This window comes from Paraburkholderia sp. (genome assembly GCF_047605525.1).
GTDB lineage: Bacteria > Pseudomonadota > Gammaproteobacteria > Burkholderiales > Burkholderiaceae > Paraburkholderia.
In genome coordinates, this window is sequence record NZ_JASGFN010000005.1 from 150,130 (window position 1) to 169,133 (window position 19,004).

Annotated in this window: 17 protein-coding genes; 10 read left to right on the plus strand and 7 right to left on the minus strand. The window is 63.6% G+C overall.

The window, feature by feature from the left end; translation table 11 throughout:
• The first annotated feature begins 88 nt into the window (after positions 1 to 88).
• Positions 89 to 1,549 carry a multidrug transporter subunit MdtD gene (gene mdtD, locus QM685_RS09300; protein ID WP_415115000.1) on the plus strand — a complete coding sequence of 487 codons (1,461 nt, stop codon included), beginning with the start codon at positions 89 to 91 and terminating at the stop codon, positions 1,547 to 1,549.
• 295 nt (positions 1,550 to 1,844) lie between these two features.
• A complete protein-coding gene (locus QM685_RS09305; protein WP_415115391.1) occupies positions 1,845 to 3,119 on the plus strand; it encodes an EAL domain-containing protein in 1,275 nt (424 codons plus the stop codon).
• Here the strand turns inward: QM685_RS09305 and QM685_RS09310 are convergent.
• Positions 3,075 to 4,157, minus strand: a complete 1,083-nt coding sequence (locus QM685_RS09310; protein WP_415115002.1) for a sigma-70 family RNA polymerase sigma factor — start codon at positions 4,155 to 4,157, stop codon at positions 3,075 to 3,077. The genes QM685_RS09305 and QM685_RS09310 overlap by 45 nt on opposite strands.
• A 268-nt stretch (positions 4,158 to 4,425) precedes the next feature.
• On the opposite strand from QM685_RS09310, the gene clpP reads away from it, so the two are divergent.
• Both clpP and QM685_RS09320 read left to right on the plus strand, forming a co-directional pair.
• Positions 4,426 to 5,079, plus strand: coding sequence for an ATP-dependent Clp endopeptidase proteolytic subunit ClpP (gene clpP / locus QM685_RS09315; RefSeq protein WP_415115393.1), 654 nt, complete (start codon positions 4,426 to 4,428; stop codon positions 5,077 to 5,079).
• Between the two features lie 136 nt (positions 5,080 to 5,215).
• On the plus strand, positions 5,216 to 6,712 hold the full coding sequence (locus QM685_RS09320; RefSeq protein ID WP_415115004.1) for an NYN domain-containing protein: 1,497 nt from the start codon (positions 5,216 to 5,218) through the stop codon (positions 6,710 to 6,712).
• A 170-nt stretch (positions 6,713 to 6,882) separates the two neighbouring features.
• Here QM685_RS09320 and QM685_RS09325 read toward each other — a convergent pair whose 3' ends face one another.
• The 3 genes from QM685_RS09325 to xseA all read right to left on the minus strand — a co-directional run bounded on the left by QM685_RS09325 (position 6,883) and on the right by xseA (position 10,114).
• Positions 6,883 to 7,431 (minus strand): glycine zipper family protein, encoded by a 549-nt coding sequence (locus tag QM685_RS09325; RefSeq protein WP_415115006.1) that lies wholly within the window; start codon positions 7,429 to 7,431, stop codon positions 6,883 to 6,885.
• Between the two features lie 493 nt (positions 7,432 to 7,924).
• Positions 7,925 to 8,503, minus strand: coding sequence for a superoxide dismutase (locus QM685_RS09330; protein ID WP_415115008.1), 579 nt, complete (start codon positions 8,501 to 8,503; stop codon positions 7,925 to 7,927).
• A 231-nt stretch (positions 8,504 to 8,734) separates the two neighbouring features.
• The gene (gene xseA, locus QM685_RS09335; protein WP_415115010.1) at positions 8,735 to 10,114 is read right to left on the minus strand and encodes an exodeoxyribonuclease VII large subunit; all 1,380 of its coding nucleotides are present in this window, start codon (positions 10,112 to 10,114) and stop codon (positions 8,735 to 8,737) included.
• Between the two features lie 602 nt (positions 10,115 to 10,716).
• Between xseA and lpxK the strand changes: the two genes are divergently transcribed.
• From lpxK to QM685_RS09360, 5 genes are all read left to right on the plus strand, one after another.
• Complete coding sequence (lpxK, locus tag QM685_RS09340) at positions 10,717 to 11,733, plus strand: tetraacyldisaccharide 4'-kinase (RefSeq protein WP_415115012.1); 1,017 nt, start codon at positions 10,717 to 10,719, stop codon at positions 11,731 to 11,733.
• The gene (locus QM685_RS09345; protein ID WP_007180583.1) at positions 11,714 to 11,917 is read left to right on the plus strand and encodes a Trm112 family protein; all 204 of its coding nucleotides are present in this window, start codon (positions 11,714 to 11,716) and stop codon (positions 11,915 to 11,917) included. The genes lpxK and QM685_RS09345 overlap by 20 nt, the downstream gene beginning before the upstream one ends.
• 217 nt (positions 11,918 to 12,134) lie before the next feature.
• Positions 12,135 to 12,929: a 3-deoxy-manno-octulosonate cytidylyltransferase gene (gene kdsB, locus QM685_RS09350; RefSeq protein WP_415115015.1), complete on the plus strand. Its 795-nt coding sequence runs from the start codon at positions 12,135 to 12,137 to the stop codon at positions 12,927 to 12,929.
• Positions 12,930 to 13,145: 216 nt separating this feature from the next.
• On the plus strand, positions 13,146 to 13,811 hold the full coding sequence (gene adk / locus QM685_RS09355; protein ID WP_415115017.1) for an adenylate kinase: 666 nt from the start codon (positions 13,146 to 13,148) through the stop codon (positions 13,809 to 13,811).
• 260 nt (positions 13,812 to 14,071) lie between these two features.
• On the plus strand, positions 14,072 to 14,830 hold the full coding sequence (locus tag QM685_RS09360; RefSeq protein ID WP_415115019.1) for a 3-hydroxyacyl-CoA dehydrogenase: 759 nt from the start codon (positions 14,072 to 14,074) through the stop codon (positions 14,828 to 14,830).
• 115 nt (positions 14,831 to 14,945) lie between these two features.
• Here QM685_RS09360 and QM685_RS09365 read toward each other — a convergent pair whose 3' ends face one another.
• On the minus strand, positions 14,946 to 15,797 hold the full coding sequence (locus tag QM685_RS09365; RefSeq protein ID WP_415115021.1) for a SirB1 family protein: 852 nt from the start codon (positions 15,795 to 15,797) through the stop codon (positions 14,946 to 14,948).
• A complete protein-coding gene (gene murJ / locus QM685_RS09370) occupies positions 15,794 to 17,344 on the minus strand; it encodes a murein biosynthesis integral membrane protein MurJ (protein ID WP_415115023.1) in 1,551 nt (516 codons plus the stop codon). Before murJ ends, QM685_RS09365 begins: the two co-directional genes overlap by 4 nt.
• Positions 17,345 to 17,926: 582 nt before the next feature.
• On the opposite strand from murJ, the gene rpsT reads away from it, so the two are divergent.
• Complete coding sequence (rpsT, locus tag QM685_RS09375; protein ID WP_013090353.1) at positions 17,927 to 18,205, plus strand: 30S ribosomal protein S20; 279 nt, start codon at positions 17,927 to 17,929, stop codon at positions 18,203 to 18,205.
• 175 nt (positions 18,206 to 18,380) lie between these two features.
• Here rpsT and QM685_RS09380 read toward each other — a convergent pair whose 3' ends face one another.
• Positions 18,381 to 18,728 carry a DUF3579 domain-containing protein gene (locus QM685_RS09380; protein WP_415115025.1) on the minus strand — a complete coding sequence of 116 codons (348 nt, stop codon included), beginning with the start codon at positions 18,726 to 18,728 and terminating at the stop codon, positions 18,381 to 18,383.
• Between the last annotated feature and the right edge of the window lie 276 nt (positions 18,729 to 19,004).

Here is a 19,004-nt window from a genome sequence, read left to right on the forward strand (position 1 = left end):
CGCCCTCCGCCGTCTCACGCTGCGCCGAGCCGCGCTTTTCCCTAGAATAGCGAGTCCCAGCCCGCCCCCGCGTGCCCAGCCGCCCGCCATGTCCACGACGCCGACTCCACCCTCCCTCGCTCCCGACACCGCCTCGGGCCCTTCGGCCCGCTCGCTTACCGTGATGCTGTGGCTCGTTGCCACCGGCTTCTTCATGCAGACGCTGGACTCGACCATCGTCAACACTGCGCTTCCAGCGATGGCGACGAGCCTCGGCGAGTTGCCGCTGCGCATGCAATCGGTGGTCATTGCCTATTCGCTGACGATGGCGGTGATGATTCCCGTCTCCGGCTGGCTGGCCGACAAGCTCGGCACGCGGCGTGTGTTCTTTAGCGCGATTCTGATATTCGCTGTCGGCTCGTTGCTGTGCGCGAATGCGCATACGCTGAATCAACTGGTGGTTTTCCGCGTGCTGCAAGGCGTGGGCGGCGCCATGCTGCTGCCGGTGGGACGGCTCGCGGTGCTGCGCACCTTTCCGGCGGAACGCTATTTGCCGGCGTTGTCGTTCGTGGCGATTCCTGGCCTGATCGGGCCGCTGATCGGCCCGACGCTCGGCGGCTGGCTCGTCAAGATCGCGTCGTGGCACTGGATCTTTCTGATCAACGTGCCGGTCGGCATCGTGGGTTGCATCGCGACGTTTATCTTCATGCCGGATAGCCGCAACGAAGACACGGGCAAGTTCGATATAAAGGGCTACCTGTTTCTGGTTGTCGGCATGGTGGCGATTTCGTTCGCGCTCGACGGCCGCACCGAGTTCGGCATTCAACATGCCACTGTGCTGGTGCTGCTGATTCTGAGCCTCGCCTGTTTCGTCGCCTATGGTTTGCACGCGGTACGCGAGCCGTCGCCGATCTTCCCGCTCGATCTTTTCAAGATCCATACCTTTAGCGTCGGTCTGCTCGGCAATCTGTTCGCGCGGATCGGCAGCGGTTCGATGCCCTATCTGATCCCTCTGCTGTTGCAGGTGAGTCTCGGCTATAGCGCATTCGAAGCCGGCCTGATGATGCTGCCGGTCGCGGCCGCGGGCATGGCCTCCAAGCGCCTCGTGACGAAGCTGATTCTCAGATACAGCTACCGAAGCGTGCTGATCGCGAACACGATTCTGGTCGGCCTGATGATGGCGAGCTTTGCGCTGACCAGCACGAATCAGCCACTGTGGCTGCGGCTCGTTCAACTGGCGATCTTCGGCGGCGTGAACTCGATCCAGTTCACCGCGATGAACACGTTGACGCTCAAGGACCTCGGCACCGGCGGCGCGAGCAGCGGCAACAGTCTGTTCTCGCTGGTGCAGATGCTTTCGATGAGCCTCGGCGTAACCGTAGCCGGTGCGTTGCTGGCGACCTTTACCGGCATCATGCAGCGCGTGACCGCCGCCAATTCGCTGCCCGCGTTTCATGCGACGTTCCTGTGCGTCGGCATCATCACTGCGTGCTCGTCGTGGATCTTCGCGCAGTTGTCGCCGGACATCCGCACGCCCGCGAAAAAGACCGATCCTTCGGAACGGACCTGAACGCCGGACCGATAGCAATAGCCGATTGCGCGCATCTGCGCGGATGCCGCGAGAGCGCCTTCGATAAGGCATCGCCGACCCGCAACGGGGCGGCCACCGCACCAGCGAAGTGCGATTGATCGCCTTCGCACCTCGGCGGGCGCACAATGGGCGCCTGAGAGCCTGGCTGCTGGACACCTCGGCTATGTTTGCGCACGCGCATAGTTCTTGCTCGCCTATCCTGTAAACTCTTGACCTGCGCGTGCGAATTCGTGCAGAGCCCTGCAAGCGCCGCCACCTCCACACGACCGACATGATGAGCATGATCGAACTCGATCCTCCAGGCTTTCAGCCGCCACGCCCGATGGCCGGTGACGAAGGCTCCCGGCGCACCGTTCTGTATGGCGGCTACACCGTTTTCAGCGTGTTCCAGCCAGTTTTCTCGGTGTCGCACCGGCGGGCGATCGGATATCACGCATCGTTGCGCGCACACGACGAGCATGCGCACCAGGTCCCCTCGCATGAGGTTTTCACGCAGGCCGCGCGGCGTGGTGACCTGCTGGAACTCGGGCGATTGGCCGAATCGCTGCACCTCGGCAATTTCAACGCGTTCGACAGCCACGACGAATGGCTTTTCCTGAGCCTGCATCCCGCTGCGCTGATGGACACCAGTTACGGCGACGCACTGCTTGCCAGCCTGAAGACGCTCGGTCTGCCGCCGCAGCGCGTAGTTCTCGAAGTGTCGGAACAGGCGGGCGGCGAAACCACGCGATTTGCCGAAATCATCGACGCGCTGCGCAAATCCGGTTTCCTGATCGCGCTGGACGGCTTCGGCGCCAAGCATTCGAACATCGACCGCGTGTGGAATCTGCGGCCGGACATCGTCACACTCGACCGCTGCATCCTCGCGCAGGCGAGCGAGCATTCGCACATCGAGCGCGTACTGCCGGGTCTCGTCTCGCTGCTGCACGAATCCGGGCAACTGGTGCTGATGGGCAGCCTGAGCACCGAACGTGACGCGCTGATCGCGCTCGAATGCAACGTGGACTTCGTCCAGGGCGCGTTTTTCGCGGGCCCGAGCGTCGAACCGGTCAAGCCGCAAGTCGCGGCCGGCCTGATGGACTCGCTCTCCGCGGCGCTGCGCGAACGCGTTGCCGCTCGCGAGAAGGCGCAATCCGCCCGGCTTACCCCTTATGTCACCGCGCTCGAGGCAGCCGCCGCGCAACTGGTTGCCGGGGAACCGGTCGGTCAGGCCACCGCGCCGCTGCTGGCGCTGGGCGAAACAGCGCGCTGCTTCGTGCTGGACGGCTCGGGCCGGCAGATCGGCGACAACGTGTTGCCGCCGGGCCGCACATCGCAACGCGCCAAGCGCTTCCGCCCGCTGCTGCATTCGGAAGGCGCGAGTTGGGAACGCCGCCCGTACTTTATTCAGGCAATGCGCCAACCCGGTCAAGTGCATCTGACGCCGCCGTATCTGTCGATCAATGAAGCGCACCTGTGTGTGACTGCGTCGATCGCTGCCCATACGCCCCATGGCACGCAGGTGCTATGCGTAGACATCAACTGGGAAGTCGCGGCTCACCGCAGTTGAAAACCCCGAACGCTGCTGGATCCTGGCGAGCAGTTGCCTGACCGCCTCGCGACCCAGCATGCGGTTGGCGGCCCGCAAACGCTCGGTCCTGGTCACGATGCGCAACGCGACGATCTTCGCCGAAGCATCCGTTGCACCGTCCGTCAGCACGTCGATCACCCCGACGACGTCGCCTTCGCAGAGCAACGCGATACACACGGCGCCTTCCATCGACACCACCTCGGCATTGTTCGCCTGCAGCGCGAGCGCCGCTACCGTGTCCACCCATCCCGCCGTTGCCGGCTCGCCTGAATGCAAGGGTTCGGATGCAGGTGCCGGGACCGGCGCACCGAGGGGCAGGTTCAGAGGGGCGCTCAACGGCGCATTCCGCGGAGCATCCCGTTCCGCATTCGGAGAAACGCGCAGCGGCGCGTCGCTCATCACTTCAGGTGCGTCGCTGAAGAGCCGCAGCAAACCCGCCCGGTCCTGCGCTTCCAGCGCCACACGCAAACGCTCGACGATCCGCCCGTGCACCGCGGGATCGGGCCGCTCCAGCGGCGCGCCCGCACGCCGTAAACGGGCCTTGGCCCGATGGACGATCTGTCTGCAGGCGGCCGGTGTGCGTTCGAGAATCGAGGCGATCTCCGCATAGTCGCAATCGAACGCTTCGTGGAGTACGAACGCCGCGCGTTCGTCAGGCTTCAGATGTTCGAGCAACAGCATGACGCCGTACGACATATCCGCCGCGCGCAACGCCAGTTCCTCCGCAGACGGCGCGACCTCGTCGAGCCACGGTTCCGGCAGCCAGCCGGTGGCCTGCGACGCGCGCTCGCGCTGCGCGTGCCGCAACCGGTCGATCGCCGCGCGCGTGGTAATGGTGGTGAGCCATGCCGCCGGTGTTTGCACCGCCTGCGTATCAGCCAGATGCCATTTGAGCCAGACGTCCTGCACCACGTCTTCCGCTTCCGCGCGGCTGCCGAGCATCCGATACGCGAGCGCCAGCAAACGGGCGCGCGCGGCCTCGAAACTGGACGCCTTGTCGATTCCCTGTTCCGTCATGCGTAGACCTCCAGATCGTGCGTGGTGAAAAAGGCGCGCCGGCGTAATGACGGGCATTGTGCGACATTGGTCAGCCCGTTGCCATCGCCGGCATTCTTTCAACTTGACGCCGGGGCAACCGGCGATGTGACAGCGCAGCGAAAAAAATTTCCTGTCACACGGCCGGCCGCCGCTTCGTCAAATGAGCAACAACCGCCGCATGGCGCGCGCGGTTCTGTTTTTTGAACCGGCACCCCGCCCGCCAGGAACCACCCGTAACGAGGAACCCATGTATTCCACCTGTTCGTCCCCCTCCGGTCTGGGCCTCGTGCCCACCGTGATCGAGCAATCCGGCCGCGGCGAGCGCGCGTATGACATTTACTCCCGTCTGTTGCGCGAGCGCATCGTCTTTCTGGTCGGACCGGTAAACGAGCAGTCGGCCAGTCTCATTGTCGCGCAACTGCTATTTCTGGAATCGGAGAATCCGGACAAGGATATTTCCTTTTATATCAACTCGCCGGGCGGCTCGGTGTACGACGGCCTCGCGATTTACGACACCATGCAGTTCATCAAGCCGGAGGTCTCGACGTTGTGCACCGGGTTTGCCGCGAGCATGGGCACATTCCTGCTCACCGCGGGTCAACGCGGCAAACGGTATGCGCTGCCGAATGCGCGCATCATGATTCACCAGCCGTCCGGCGGCGGCCAGGGCACCGCGGCGGATATCGAAATCCAGGCAAAAGAGGTCCTGTATTTACGAGCGCGTCTCAACGCGATAATGGCCGAAAGGACCGGCCGCAGCATCGAAGAAATAGAGCGCGATACCGACCGTGACAACTTCATGTCGGCGCTGGAAGCGAGGGAGTATGGATTGATCGACGAAGTGCTGGAAACTCGCGCGGTACTGAGCGGCGCCCCCCCGAACCGCCACGAGAACATGTAGCGCAACCGCCTCGTCGCCGCCCGACGCAGTTTTTAATCCCGCAGTGCGACCGGAGCGCAAAAGCTGCTCACCTTCGCTGGAATCGCTATCATGTCGCGATTCGTCGAATTCGACGACCGCTTCAATGGAGATACACATGGCGTCATCCAACGAAAACGTCAGCATGGCGCTATTCTGCGACTTCGAAAATGTCGCGCTCGGCGTGCGCGACGCGAAGTACGACAAATTCGACATCAAGCTGGTGCTCGAACGCCTGCTGCTCAAAGGCAGCATCGTCGTCAAGAAGGCGTATTGCGACTGGGATCGCTACAAGAGCTTCAAAGGGGCGATGCACGAGGCCAATTTCGAGTTGATCGAGATTCCGCATGTGCGTCAGTCGGGCAAGAATTCCGCCGACATCCGGCTCGTAGTCGACGCGCTCGATCTCTGCTACACGAAATCGCACGTCAATACGTTCGTCATTATCAGCGGCGACTCGGATTTTTCACCGCTCGTGTCGAAACTGCGCGAAAACGCCAAACAGGTGATCGGCGTCGGTGTGCAGCAGTCCACCTCGGATCTGCTGATTGCGAATTGCGACGAGTTCTTTTTTTACGACGACCTCGTGCGCGAAAGCCAACGCTCGGTCGTGAGGCGAGAATCGTCGCGCCAGCCACAAAGCGCCCAGCAGCCAGCCAGGCGTTCGCCGGATGAAGAGAAGGCCCGGCCCAAGGAAGATCTCGAAAAACGCCGCAGCAAAGCCGTTGAAATCGCCGTGCAAACATTCGATGCGCTCGCTTCCGAACGCGGCGACAGCGGCAAGATCTGGGCGTCCGTGCTGAAGAACGCAATCAAACGGCGCAAACCGGATTTCAACGAGACGTACTACGGGTTTCGTGCTTTTGGCAATCTGCTGGAAGAAGCGCAAGCGCGTGGGCTACTTGAATTCGGCCGTGACGAGAAATCAGGCGCGTATGTGTATCGAAGCGCGGCAGTGAGCGTCGCGAGCGAAACCGCGAATGAACAACCTGGTGAAGCCGAGTTGGTTGAACACGCCGTTGAACGCGCATATGAGGCGCAGGCTGCGCAAGTGGCCACTGCCGAGCCGGGCAGCAAGCACAAGTCGCGTCGCAAGGACCGGGGCAATCGCAAGGCAGGCCGTGGCCAGCACGAAGCCGCTGATAATGAAGCGTCTCATGAGGAGCCCGCTGCCATCGAGCCGGTTGCCGCCGAACACGCGGAGCACACTGCCCACGTCGAGCCGTTCCAGCGGGAAGAGACGCACGAGCAAACACCCTCCGCACACGGACTCATCGCCGACCAGTCCAACACCTCTTCGGTCACCGCGGCGGAAAGCATTGCCGTTGAACCCGTCGTCGTAGGTAGCGAAAACGAACCGGAAACGGACGCCGACCAAAGCGGGCAGCCCAAAAGCACCAAAAAGCGCGCATCGCGCAAGACGGCTGCGAAGAAGGTGAAGCCAGGCACGCCGCGAACGATCGATGAAGTGCCCGAGATCGCCGCGCCAGCCGAGCCGCCCGCATCGGCAGTCAGCGCGGAAGAAGCCTCTGCGTCAACAAGGCAGGCAACGCGAAAAACAACATCGCGCGGGCGTCGCCCACGGAAAGCAGCGTCAGCGGACAACACGGAATAAGCACGCCACGACACCCGTCATGACAGGCCAAACACCGCGATCCCGTTCGTCGCCCCGACGTAGTCGTTGGCCGCGCGTGACCATCGGCGCAATGAACCAGATATAACAAGATCCTTACAGCGGCCGGCCATTGCAGTCACGGCCACGGACGGATCAACCCGGTAGCACGCTCAATAGTACGGATAGGGCGCATACATGACCGGCGGCGGCGCGTAATAAGGCCGGGGCTGGACATACACCGGTTGCGGCGCGTAGTAAGGCTGCGGCTGCGCGATCGTATCGCCCTTCGAGGTCATGCATTGGGCGTAGGCAGCGTCGTAGCGCGCCTGCAAGCCGGCGGCCGAATACTCGGCGCCATTTGCGCCGTTCGCGCCGCCGATCAGCAGACCGCTGCCCGCGCCGATGGCCGCGCCCGCGCCGGCGTTGCCCGCCGCCGCACCGAGCAGCGCGCCGACCGCCGCGCCACCGAGCGTGCCAAGCGCCGCGCTGTTCACACTATTCGTAGTGGCCGCCTGCGCCGCGCCGGACGGATTGGTCGAACGATTCGCGTAATCGCGGCATGCATAGTCGTCCTGCTGGAACTGTTCGAGCGGCTGGCCGCTATGCGGCAGCGCGACAATGCTCGGACCGGTCGGTGGCGCCACCGCGCAACCGCCTAGCGCGAGTGCGATGACGGCGGCGGGAATAGCCAGGCTAATCGTTTTATTACGGGAAATCATGGCAGTGCGTTTCCAAACATTGGAATTCAAACGTTAGGCCAATCGCTGAATTCCGTGGTTACCGGTTCGTTACAGAAAGTTTTTCGCCGGACCGTGCATGCGGGTCGCGCGGATCACGAAAACGAGCTCATCGCGCACGTTATATCGGGGAACGCTTGTAAGTGAACCAGTGATCGAATTCCACCGCAGGCGTCCTGGACTCGCATCGAACGATCTCGCCGCGCCGCACACACGCCGCCGCAGTTACCAACTGTGACAATCTTCTTTCAGAAATCGCCGGGAAAGACACATCGACGTTTCAGGGAATTCAGGGAAGAAACCCTGAACCTCTCGCGAGCGAGTACCAATCAACCCCAGGAAAACAGAAAGCCCTCACACAGGAGGGCTTTCATCTTTCCGTTACCGCGCTCGATCGCACTTGCAAGCATCGGTTCGGGCTGCCCGAACCTCACGTCACATCACGACCTCACGCGGCAGACAGCAGCCGGCAATCTCACGCGAAGTTCTTCGCCGCGAATTCCCAGTTGGCGATGTTCCAGAATGCTTCGACGAACTTCGGACGCGCGTTGCGGTAGTCGATGTAGTACGCGTGCTCCCACACGTCGATCGTCAGCAGCGGCTTGGCGTCGGTGGTGAGCGGCGTGGCGGCGTTGCTCGTCGACACGAGATCGAGCGAACCGTCAGCCTTCTTCACGAGCCATGCCCAGCCCGAGCCGAACGTGCCGACCGCGGTCTTCGTGAATTCTTCCTTGAACTTGTCGAACGAGCCCCACTTGGCGTTGATTGCGTCGCCCAGTGCGCCGGTCGGTGCGCCGCCACCTTGCGGCGACAGGCTGTTCCAGAAAAACGTGTGGTTCCAGACTTGAGCCGAGTTGTTGAACAAGCCGCCCGACGACTTCTTGACGATCTCTTCCAGCGGCAGGTTTTCGAACTCCGTGCCCTTGATCAGATTGTTCAGGTTGGTCACATAGGTCTGGTGATGCTTGCCGTAGTGATACTCGAGCGTCTCTTCCGACATGTGCGGAGCGAGCGCGTTTTTCGCGAACGGCAACGGCGGGAGCGTATGTTCCATGGTGCTTTCCTTCTGTCTGTATCTGTTGTGGGGAGTCTGCGAGGATGACGCTATCGAGCACTCGATTGTAGGCGAGTTGGAATAACCCCGCAAACCAACGGACTTTATGCCGGGTATGACAAACATGCGGCAAATAGAGCCTTGAAAACGGATTCGCACGGCGCGTGCCTGCCTCGTTTGCAGGACAACGAACAGGACAGGACGCGCCATCCATGAAACGCCAGAAAAACCTCAGAAGCCGTCGCTCAGACGCGCCTGTACGTCGGCGAGCGCGACGTCGGCCGATCCTTCGGCGAAATGCATCGTCAGGCGCCGGCCCGGTTTCAGCGACGACGGCGCGCGCACCGCGCGACCGCTCTGCGCATCGAGCACTGCCGCATAACCGCGCTCGAGCGTGCGTTGCGGGCTGAGCACTTCGAGCCGCGCGGCAAGCGTATCGATGCGCGCGACCTGACGTTCGTGCTGGCGTAGCAACGCGGTGTTCAATCGCTGCGCGAGATTGTCGATGCTCTTGCGCTCGGCCGCGAGATCCGGACGCCAGCGCTGCCAGCGCATCTGCAGCAGCGCAAAGCGGGCCCGCGCGTCACGCACCGGACGCGCGCCCGCGGACGCGAGCCGCGCGCGTAACTGCTGCAGATGGGTGCGTTGCCGCGCGAGCCGCTCGGCCGGCGACACGAGCCGGCGCGCGAGCCAGTCGAGCTGCTGCGCGCGCCGCTCCATCATGCGGCCGAATGCGCGCGCGAGCGTCGCGTGCCGATGATCGAGTTCGCGCAGCAACAGCACACGCTGCGGGCTCACGAGTTCGGCGGCGCCGGTCGGCGTCGGCGCGCGCACATCGGCGGCGAAATCGGCGATCGTGAAATCGGTTTCGTGACCGACGCCGCTCACCACCGGAATCACGCTTTGCGCGATCGCGCGCGCGAGCACTTCTTCGTTGAATGCCCACAGGTCTTCGATCGAGCCCCCGCCGCGGCACACGATCAGCACGTCGACCTCGCGCCGCGCGCCGGCCGCCTCGACCATCGCCGCGAGCTTCGCGCCGACGCCGACGCCCTGCACGGGCGCCGGATAAACGATCAGCGGAATATGCGGCGCGCGGCGCGACAACGTGGTCAGCACGTCGCGCAACGCGGCGGCCTGCAACGACGTAACGATGCCGATCGCCCGCGGATGCGCGGGCAACGCGCGCTTGCGCTCGGCGGCAAAAAGGCCTTCGGCCTCGAGTTGCGCCTTGAGCCGCAAAAACGCTTCGTACAGACGCCCCTGGCCGGTACGGCGCACCGCCTCGACGTTCAGTTGCAGCTCGCCGCGCGGCTCGTACATCGTGACCAGCGCGCGCACTTCGATGCGGTCGCCCTCGCGCGGCATGAATTCGGCGTATTGCGCGCGTCCGCGAAACATCACGCAGCGCATCTGCGCCTGCGCGTCCTTGATCGAAAAATACCAGTGGCCGCTCGCGGCGCGTGTGAAATTCGACACTTCGCCCGCCACCCAGACGAGCGGAAACGAGCGTTCGAGCATCGCGCCTATCGCGCGGTTGAGCGCGGAAACGGGGACGACGGTCTCACCACCGGGCATCGCCGGCGCAGCAAAAGGAGGTTCGGGATTCATGCGAGGAATAAGTAGGACTGGCCGGACAGACGATAGACCGACCGGCTATCGGCGTCCAGCGCCACCGCGAGATTGTTAAAAGTGTCCACATGGCGGGAACCGCCTGACGAATTCCGCCAGAGCCCCCGCGAATGCCTATGAATTTCCAGCATACCCTTGATTTATATGGCGTTTACATCTCCATAAGGATGCGGTGCGTCGAGCGAAAGCGCACGGGATGGCCCTTCCGGCCGATCAGGCGCAAGGTTCTCCACAAAGTTATCCACAGGCTGTGGGTATCGCGGAAACGCCTGTGCGAGCGTGCGGCACGCGCCACCCGACTTGCCGGGCGGGCCGCCCGCGCGCTAGAGTGGCGGGTTCGACGGTATGCCGGGCGCACCGCGAAGCGAGCCGGCGCGGCCGCGCCGGCCGAAACCCCGGCAAAAATCTGGCCGATGGCGGGAGCCCTTCCAGCCCGTCACTTGCGCCTCATTTCCGATTGAATTTTCGATTGCCCGGAGAATCGCGTTGATGCTGACCCCGCGTATCGCGCACCACGCCTTCGCGTCGCCGCGCCGCCCCCATCCGGCGAACGGCGCGCAGCCGGTGCCCGCAACCCGCTCATGAGCACACTCAACGATCGTCTCGAAGCGCGCCTCGCGCGCGAATGGCAGCAGCGCGGACCGCTCGCGTGGGCGCTCGCGCCGCTCGCGTGCGTATTCGGCGCGATCGCGGCCGCGCGGCGCGCCGCTTTCTCGCTCGGCTGGCTGAAGTCGGTTCGCATCGGCGTGCCGGTGGTCGTGGTCGGCAACGTGACCGTCGGTGGCACCGGCAAGACGCCCACCGTGATCGCGCTCGTCGAAGCGTTGCGCGCCGCCGGCTTCACGCCCGGTGTCGTGTCGCGCGGCTACGGCGCGCGCGTGAGCACGCCGACGCCGGTCATGCCGGGCTCGCCGGCGCGCGTCGGCGGCGACGAGCCGTTGCTGATCGCGCGCCGCACCGGCGCGCCGGTGTGGGTCTGTCCGGACCGCGTGGCCGCCGCGCAGGCGCTGTGCGCCGCGCACCGCGACGTCGACGTGATCGTCAGCGACGACGGCCTGCAGCACTATCGTCTCGCGCGCGACGTCGAACTCGTCGTGTTCGATCACCGCCTTGGCGGCAACGGCTTCCTGCTGCCGGCCGGGCCGCTGCGCGAGCCACTGTCGCGCCGCCGCGACGCGACGCTGATCAACGATCCATACGCGCGCACGCTGCCCGCCTGGCCGAACACGTTCGCGCTGCAACTCGCGCCCGCCGACGCATGGCATCTCGACAATCCCGCGCTGCGCCGCCCGCTCGCGCAATTCGCGGGTCAGCGCGTGCTGGCCGCCGCCGGCATCGGCGCGCCCGAGCGTTTTTTCGCGACGCTGCGCGCGGCCGGCCTCGCGCCCGCGACCCGCGCGCTGCCCGATCACTACGCGTTCGAGCGCAATCCGTTCACCGATGTCGACGCCGACGCGATCCTGATTACGGAAAAGGATGCGGTAAAATTAGGGTCCTGGCACGATGCGCGCATCTGGGTAGTTCCGGTCGAAGCCGCGCTCGATCACCGCCTCACTGCATTAGTCGTGGAGAAAGTCCGTGGACGCTCGCCTGCTTGAAATTCTCGTCTGCCCGATCTGCAAGGGCCCGCTCAGCTACGACCGCGCCGCGCAGGAACTGATCTGCAACGCGGACAAGCTCGCCTACCCGATCCGCGACGGCATCCCCGTGATGCTGGTCGATGAAGCGCGGCAGACCGTCGAAGGCACGCCGGTCGATCTGAATCCGGGCTCGGTTGCCTGAAGCAGATCGACAGCGCGAGGCCCGGTAATGCAATCCCCCTCGCGCAAATGAGGATTTTCGCGCAGGTTCACCGCATAATCTATCCGCCGCCGCCTTCGTTTTTCCTGTGCACGTCTGAGTCCGGCTATGCGCCGCGGGCGCAGCCGCTTCCCCGGCGTTTGTACCGACGCTCGTTCCGACGCCTGCTCCGATCCTCTCGCCGCCCTTCCTTCATCCGATGACCCACACTGCCACTCACCCGTTTATCGCCGTCGTGCCGGCCCGCCTCGCGTCGACGCGTCTGCCCAACAAGCCGCTCGCGGACATCGGCGGCAAGCCGATGGTGGTGCGGGTCGCGGAACGCGCGCGCGAATCGGGCGCGCAGCAGGTATTGATCGCATCGGACGAGCAGGCGGTGCTCGACGCGGCGCACGACCACGGCTTCGATGCCGTACTCACGCGCGCCGATCATCCGTCGGGCACCGACCGTCTCGCGGAAGTCGCGACGCGCTTCGGCTGGAGCGACGACACGATCGTCGTCAACGTGCAGGGCGACGAACCGCTGATCGATCCGGCGCTCGTGCGCGGCGTCGCCACGCATCTCGCGGCGGTGAGCGGTTGCGCGATCGCCACCGCCGCGCATCCGATCACCGATCCCGTCGAAATTTTCAGTCCGAACGTCGTCAAGGTCGTGCCCGATGCGCGCGGCGTCGCGCTGTATTTCTCGCGCGCGCCGATTCCGTGGGCGCGCGATGCGTGGCAACCGCACTGGCCCGATGTCGCGTCGATGCCCGCACCGCCCGCGCCCGCCATCGTGTACCGGCATATCGGCCTCTATGCGTATCGCGCGAAATTCCTGCGCACCTACCCGAGCCTCGCGATCTCGCCGATCGAGCAGGTCGAAGCGCTCGAACAGTTGCGTGCGATGTGGCATGGTGAACGCATCGCCGTACTCGTCACGCATGACGTGCCGCTGCCGGGCGTCGACACCCCCGCCGATCTCGCGCGTGTACGGGCTTTATTCGGGTCTTGAGCGCCGGAACCCATGGCATAATCGGACGCTTGTACGCGCCTCCCACATAATGCGCGGCATGCGGGGTCGTCCCGGTCGCGCCGTTGACGTTTTGCAGCGCCGTCGTATGTCGACGTGCAGCGCAAGACATGAAACGGTGGCTGATGAGGGCCCTTGGAGTGCCGTCGGAAGAATGGCCGCGTCAGCAAAGAATTCACATAGATCTGGAGATATGACATGCGTTTGATCCTGTTGGGTGCACCGGGCGCTGGCAAGGGCACTCAGGCAAACTTCATCAAGGAAAAGTTCGGCATTCCGCAAATTTCGACCGGCGACATGCTGCGCGCGGCCGTCAAGGCAGGCACGCCGCTCGGCCTCGAAGCGAAGCGTTTCATGGACGCGGGTGAGCTGGTCACCGACGAACTGATCATCAATCTCGTGAAGGAGCGCCTGCAGCAGCCGGACTGCGCGAACGGCTATCTGTTCGACGGCTTCCCGCGCACGATTCCGCAAGCCGAGGCGATGAAGCAGGCCGGCGTCGCGATCGACTACGTGCTCGAAATCGACGTGCCGTTCGACGAGATCATCATGCGTATGAGCGGCCGCCGCTCGCACCCGGCTTCGGGCCGCACGTATCACGTCAAGTTCAATCCGCCGAAGGTCGAAGGCGTCGACGACGTGACCGGCGAGCCGCTGATCCAGCGCGACGACGACAAGGAAGAAACGGTCAAGAAGCGCCTCGAAGTGTACGAGTCGCAAACCAAGCCGCTGATCGAGTACTACAACAACTGGGCAAGGAACGGCACTGCGTCGAGCACGCTGAAGGCGCCGCAATACCGCCGTATTTCGGGCCTTGGCAGCGTCGACGAAATCCGCGCCCGGGCGTTCGACGCGCTGAAGTAAGCGTCACCCGCTGTCGGCGTTCGACGAAAAACCCGCCCATGTCGGCGGGTTTTTTGTTGCCGCATGCTGATCGGGACTTATCGATTCCTCAGGTGAATTAGTTAGTCCTCCCTGTCTGCGCGCATTCCCCCCAAAACGCCGCCCCACGCGCTATCGCTGCCGTTCCTTTGCTTTCCGCATTGCAACATAGCCGCTACAATCGATCGTCGGAAAAATATTCGATCGAGACAGTACTGAACAACCGTAGCAAAGGAGAAGACATGGAGATTCGTGACAATGTGTTCCTGATCACCGGCGGTGCATCGGGCCTGGGCGCCGCCACCGCGCGCCTCATCGTCGAAAACGGCGGCAAGGTCGTGCTTGCCGACCTGAATCTGGACGCGGGCGAAGCGTTCGCGAAGGAACTCGGCGGCGTGTTCGTCAAATGCGATGTGAGCCGCGAAGACGATGCGCTCAAGGCCGTCGAGGCCGCGACGAAGCTCGGCACGCTGCGTGGCCTCGTCAATTGCGCGGGCGTCGCGCCGGCTTCGAAAACCGTCGGCAAGGACGGCCCGCATTCGCTGGATCTGTTCACGCGCACGATCTCGATCAACCTGATCGGCACGTTCAACATGATCCGGCTCGCCGCGGCGCAAATGTCGAAGAACGAACCGAACGCCTATGGCGAGCGCGGCGTGATCATCAACACGGCGTCGGTCGCCGCGTACGACGGCCAGATCGGCCAGGCGGCCTACTCCGCGTCGAAGGGCGGCGTGGTCGGCATGACGCTGCCGATCGCGCGCGACCTGTCGCGCAACGCGATACGCGTGATGACGATCGCCCCCGGCATCTTCGAAACGCCGATGCTGCTCGGCATGCCGCAGGAAGTGCAGGACGCGCTGGGCGCGATGGTGCCGTTCCCGCCACGTCTCGGCAAGCCGGCGGAATACGCGATGCTCGCCAAGCAGATTTTCGACAATCCGATGCTCAACGGCGAAGTGATCCGTCTGGACGGCGCGATCCGCATGCAGCCGAAGTAAGGCACAGCATTCCGACGGGCCGCCCCGCACGGCCTGACGCAAAAAAACGCCTACACATGCGCTACTCATGTGCAGGCGTTGCTGTTTGGTACAGGTGAACAGTGCGTGCGTGGCGCTATGCGCCGCCGTCATGCCGCGTGCGCTGCCGCAGCTCGTGCAGTTGCGACTCGACCACCGTCGCATCCTCGGCATCGGGGCGGTCACCGAGATAGTTTTCGAGGTCTTCGAGCGCCGGACGCAGATAATCGAGCCGCGCGTACGCGAAGCCGCGATCACGCACTTCCTCGATATTCTCCGGCAGCAGAATCACGAGACGTTGCTGTACCGCGAGCAGGCGCTGCCAGCGTTCGGTCTGCAGATAGACCGCTTTCAGATTGCGCAGCATCCGCGCGACGATTTCACGACGCGTGGCCGGCTGCAGCAGCATGCGCAGCGCGCGGCCGATCGAGTCGCCGGCCGACGCCACGTACGGTTCCAGCATTTCGACCATCTGCGCCTCGGACAGCGAATGGCCGGTGGTCGGATCGAGCATCACGTCGCCGTCGGGTGTCGTGACGCGCAGCAGGAAGTGGCCCGGAAACGACACGCCGCGCACCGGAATGCCGATTTGCTCGGCCATCTCCAGATACAGCACCGCGAGTGAAATCGGAATGCCGCGGCGACGCTTCAGCACGACGTTCAGATGACTGTTGTCGGGGTCGTAGTAATCGTTCAGATTGCTTGCGAAACCAAGCTCGCGAAAGAAGAAGCGGTTCAGGATGCCGACTTTCTGGCGGATGTCGGCGTCGTCGGGCAGGCGGCGGCGCAGACGCAGCACGAGTTCATCGATCTCAGCCAGCGCGCCTTGCAGATCGAGATCGGGATAGGCGTCCTGCGCGAGCGACAGCGCCGCCTCCGTCAACGGCAGACTTTCGTCGTCGGCGACGAGCGTGCTGAAATAGTCGAGAACCCGCGTCGTTGTGATCACTTCACCCGCCTTTTGAAATACGCGTATTTGAAGCCCATCAGCCAGAGCATACCGAAATATAGCGCCGCGAACAGCACGAGGCACGCACCGAGTAACGCAATGCGGTTGACCGGCTGACTATGCATGCCGATCCAGTCGAAGCTGATGGCAAGCCAACGCATCGCCCCGGCAAGCACGAGGCAGGCGCCGAGCAGTTGCACGAAGAATTTGAGCCAGCCGCGCGACGGCATATAGATGCCGCGCTTGCGCAGACCGATGAACAGCAGCAACGCATTCACGCAAGCGCCGAGCCCGACGCTCAGTGTCAGACCCGCGTGCGCGAATACCGGCACGAACACATAGTTGCTCAACTGCGTGACGATCAGCACGCCGATGCCGATCTTCACCGGCGTCTTGATGTCCTGCTTCGCGTAGAAGCCGGGCGCGAGAATCTTGATCAGGATCAGGCCGATCAGGCCGACACCGTAGGCGGCAAGCGCACGGCTCACCATCACGACCGAGTTGCCGTCGAACTTGCCGTAGTTGAACAGCACGGCCGTCAGCGGCTGCGCGAAAAAGAACAGCGCGACCGCGCTCGGCGCCGCGAGCAGGAAGGTGACGCGCAGGCCCCAGTCGAGCAGTGACGAATACTCGTGCGGATCAGCATCGACGTGAGCTTTCGACAGGCTCGGCAGCAGGATCGTGCCGAGCGCGACGCCGAGCAGCGCGGTCGGGAATTCCATCAGCCGGTCGGCGTAGTTGATCCACGACACCGCGCCGGGCCCGATACGCGACGCGATGTTCGTGTTGATGATGAGGCTGATCTGCGCGACCGAGACCGCGAACATCGCCGGCACCATCTTCGACAGCACCCGCTTCACGCCGCGATGCGCGAGCGCGCGCAGCGGATTCAGGCCGATGCGCGGCACCATGTCGATCTTCTTCAGACCGGGCAACTGCACGATGAATTGCAGCACGCCGCCCACGATCACCGCCCATGCGAGCGCGTAGACCGGCGTTTGCAGGTGCGGCGCGACAAACACCGCCGCGACGATGAACACGACGTTCAACAGCACCGGCGCGAACGCCGGCAACGAGAAGTTCTTGTACGTATTCAGCACGCCGGACGCGAGCGACGTCAGCGAGATGAAAATGATGTACGGGAACATGATGCGCGTCATCGCGACCGCGAGCTGATACGCGTGGCCCTCGTGCGCGAGGCCCGACGCGACGACGAACACGACGCCCGATGCGCCGACCACGCCGAGCAGCGACAGCACGGCGAGCGCCCACGCGAGCACGGTCGAGGTCGCGTCGACGAGCGCCTTGGTGGCGTCATGACCTTGCTGGTTCTTGAACTCCGCGAGGATCGGCACGAAGGCCTGCGAGAACGCGCCTTCGGCGGAAATGCGGCGCAGCAGGTTCGGAATGCGGAAGGCGACGTAAAAAGCGTCGGTGTATTGACTGGCGCCGAACGCACGGGCGATCAACGTTTCACGGGCCAGTCCGGTCACGCGCGACAGCAGCGTGAAGCCGCTGACCGTCAGCAGGGCTCGGAATAGATTCATGGGGCGCTTATTATACGGGTCCCGCCAATGCGGGCGACGAGCCGGAGAGCGAATCGGACCGATTTGCCGCGCGGACGTTCGCTCCGATCGGCGGCCAGGTGCGATTTTTGTGTTTTTTCCGTCGTTTTTGAGTGACGACGGCTGGTGGTTTGCAGCGGGATCTGGTGGACGGGTTTGGCGCTCGCGTCTGCGGTGTGCGGCGCGCCGCTTGCCCGTTGACGGCGTCGCGGGGCACGAAACAGAAACACGGGCGCCACGGCGTCGCGCGGGCGGCCGTGGCGCCACCACAGCTTTGTCGTTGCCACGTGTCTGATTTTGTTGCTATAATCGCCCGTTTCGAAGCTCGCTCAGTTTTCAACCGGTTGTCGGCAGGATTCTCAGGTAAGGCCCAAGGCCGCCTGGCAATGCACTCGAATAATCGGGAACACGGGCCCGCCTTCGCGTAGTTCGATCGATTTTTTCGACACTTTTGCGCTTCTGGGCAATCGCTTCCAGAAGTTCGGATCGAGAAGCAGCGCCTCGCCCTCCCGAAATCATTTCGAAGGCCGGGTACTGGAAACAGGAACAGGATAAGGAACCGTCATGGCTAACTCCGCACAAGCACGCAAGCGCGCCCGCCAGGCCGCCAAGGCAAACTCGCACAATTCGGCACTGCGCTCGAAGTTCCGCACGGCTATCAAGGCTGTCCGCAAGGCAATCGACGCAGGCGACCAGGCTAAGGCCGCTGAAATCTTCAAGGCATCGTCGAAGACCATCGACATCATCGCCGACAAGAACATCATCCACAAGAACAAGGCCGCTCGTCACAAGAGCCGCCTCGCTGCAGCCATCAAGGGTCTGCAAGCGCCCGCAGCGCAGTAATTCCGGTCGGCCCGCTTCGGCGGGCTACCTCCTGTTTCCGCTGCACGAGAAGCCCGCTTTGGCGGGCTTTTTTGTTTTGCGCTCGAGCGCAGATCGCAGCGGGACCCCAGCCACAAAAAAACCCGCTGCTCGCGCGCGGGTTTCTGTTTTTGACGATCGATCGGGCTGGCTTGCGTTAGATTACGTGTCTTTTGGCTTGCGGCTCAGGCGCGTGCTCGAGCTCCAACTCGCACGCCTCGGTCACGACGAGATCGTTGTCTTTCGCGAAATTGAGCACGAAATCGAAAGCCATCGGCTCGATGTCACGCAGACGCGAATCGAGAATCACGCATTTGAGATCGCCGATCATGGTCGGCCGGACATACAGCGAGTACTGCATATAGGCGTTCGGCCCCTTCCTCACACCCGGCCCAAAGGACGACATCACACCCGCGAGCCGCTCCGACCAGTCGCTCGGTCGAAATTTTTTTCCGGTCGACGTGATGCCCTGAATGAAATATTCGATTGGAGCTGCTTCGGCCATGTAGGAATACCTGTGTGACTGCCCGGCGGAATGACGGCAAACCGGCAACGCACCGGCCAGGCGCCAGGACTCGCGCAGAGGGCATGGGCAAACGCTTGCGACCGCCGGCAACCGGTAAGGCTGACGCTGACGCAACAATGACGAACCACACCACGAGAACTGCTGCGGGAAACCGGCTGAACCGTCTTGCACCTGCCATGACGGCCACGCCGTGGCAGGCTTTCCGCGCCGCGCGAGCCGCGTTTTCGTATGCGAAACGCCGGCCTGCCGGGCTTT

Bases quoted from the DNA above. Each gene is read 5' to 3' on its own strand.
- QM685_RS09320 (WP_415115004.1), top strand. From the start codon at position 5,216: ATGGCGTCATCCAACGAAAACGTCAGCATGGCGCTATTCTGCGACTTC.
- murJ (WP_415115023.1), bottom strand. From the start codon at position 17,344: ATGAATCTATTCCGAGCCCTGCTGACGGTCAGCGGCTTCACGCTGCTG.
- mdtD (WP_415115000.1), top strand. From the start codon at position 89: ATGTCCACGACGCCGACTCCACCCTCCCTCGCTCCCGACACCGCCTCG.
- xseA (WP_415115010.1), bottom strand. From the start codon at position 10,114: ATGAATCCCGAACCTCCTTTTGCTGCGCCGGCGATGCCCGGTGGTGAG.
- QM685_RS09360 (WP_415115019.1), top strand. From the start codon at position 14,072: ATGGAGATTCGTGACAATGTGTTCCTGATCACCGGCGGTGCATCGGGC.
- QM685_RS09380 (WP_415115025.1), bottom strand. From the start codon at position 18,728: ATGGCCGAAGCAGCTCCAATCGAATATTTCATTCAGGGCATCACGTCG.
- QM685_RS09310 (WP_415115002.1), bottom strand. From the start codon at position 4,157: ATGACGGAACAGGGAATCGACAAGGCGTCCAGTTTCGAGGCCGCGCGC.
- kdsB (WP_415115015.1), top strand. From the start codon at position 12,135: ATGACCCACACTGCCACTCACCCGTTTATCGCCGTCGTGCCGGCCCGC.
- QM685_RS09305 (WP_415115391.1), top strand. From the start codon at position 1,845: ATGAGCATGATCGAACTCGATCCTCCAGGCTTTCAGCCGCCACGCCCG.
- clpP (WP_415115393.1), top strand. From the start codon at position 4,426: ATGTATTCCACCTGTTCGTCCCCCTCCGGTCTGGGCCTCGTGCCCACC.
- rpsT (WP_013090353.1), top strand. From the start codon at position 17,927: ATGGCTAACTCCGCACAAGCACGCAAGCGCGCCCGCCAGGCCGCCAAG.
- adk (WP_415115017.1), top strand. From the start codon at position 13,146: ATGCGTTTGATCCTGTTGGGTGCACCGGGCGCTGGCAAGGGCACTCAG.
- QM685_RS09325 (WP_415115006.1), bottom strand. From the start codon at position 7,431: ATGATTTCCCGTAATAAAACGATTAGCCTGGCTATTCCCGCCGCCGTC.
- QM685_RS09330 (WP_415115008.1), bottom strand. From the start codon at position 8,503: ATGGAACATACGCTCCCGCCGTTGCCGTTCGCGAAAAACGCGCTCGCT.
- lpxK (WP_415115012.1), top strand. From the start codon at position 10,717: ATGAGCACACTCAACGATCGTCTCGAAGCGCGCCTCGCGCGCGAATGG.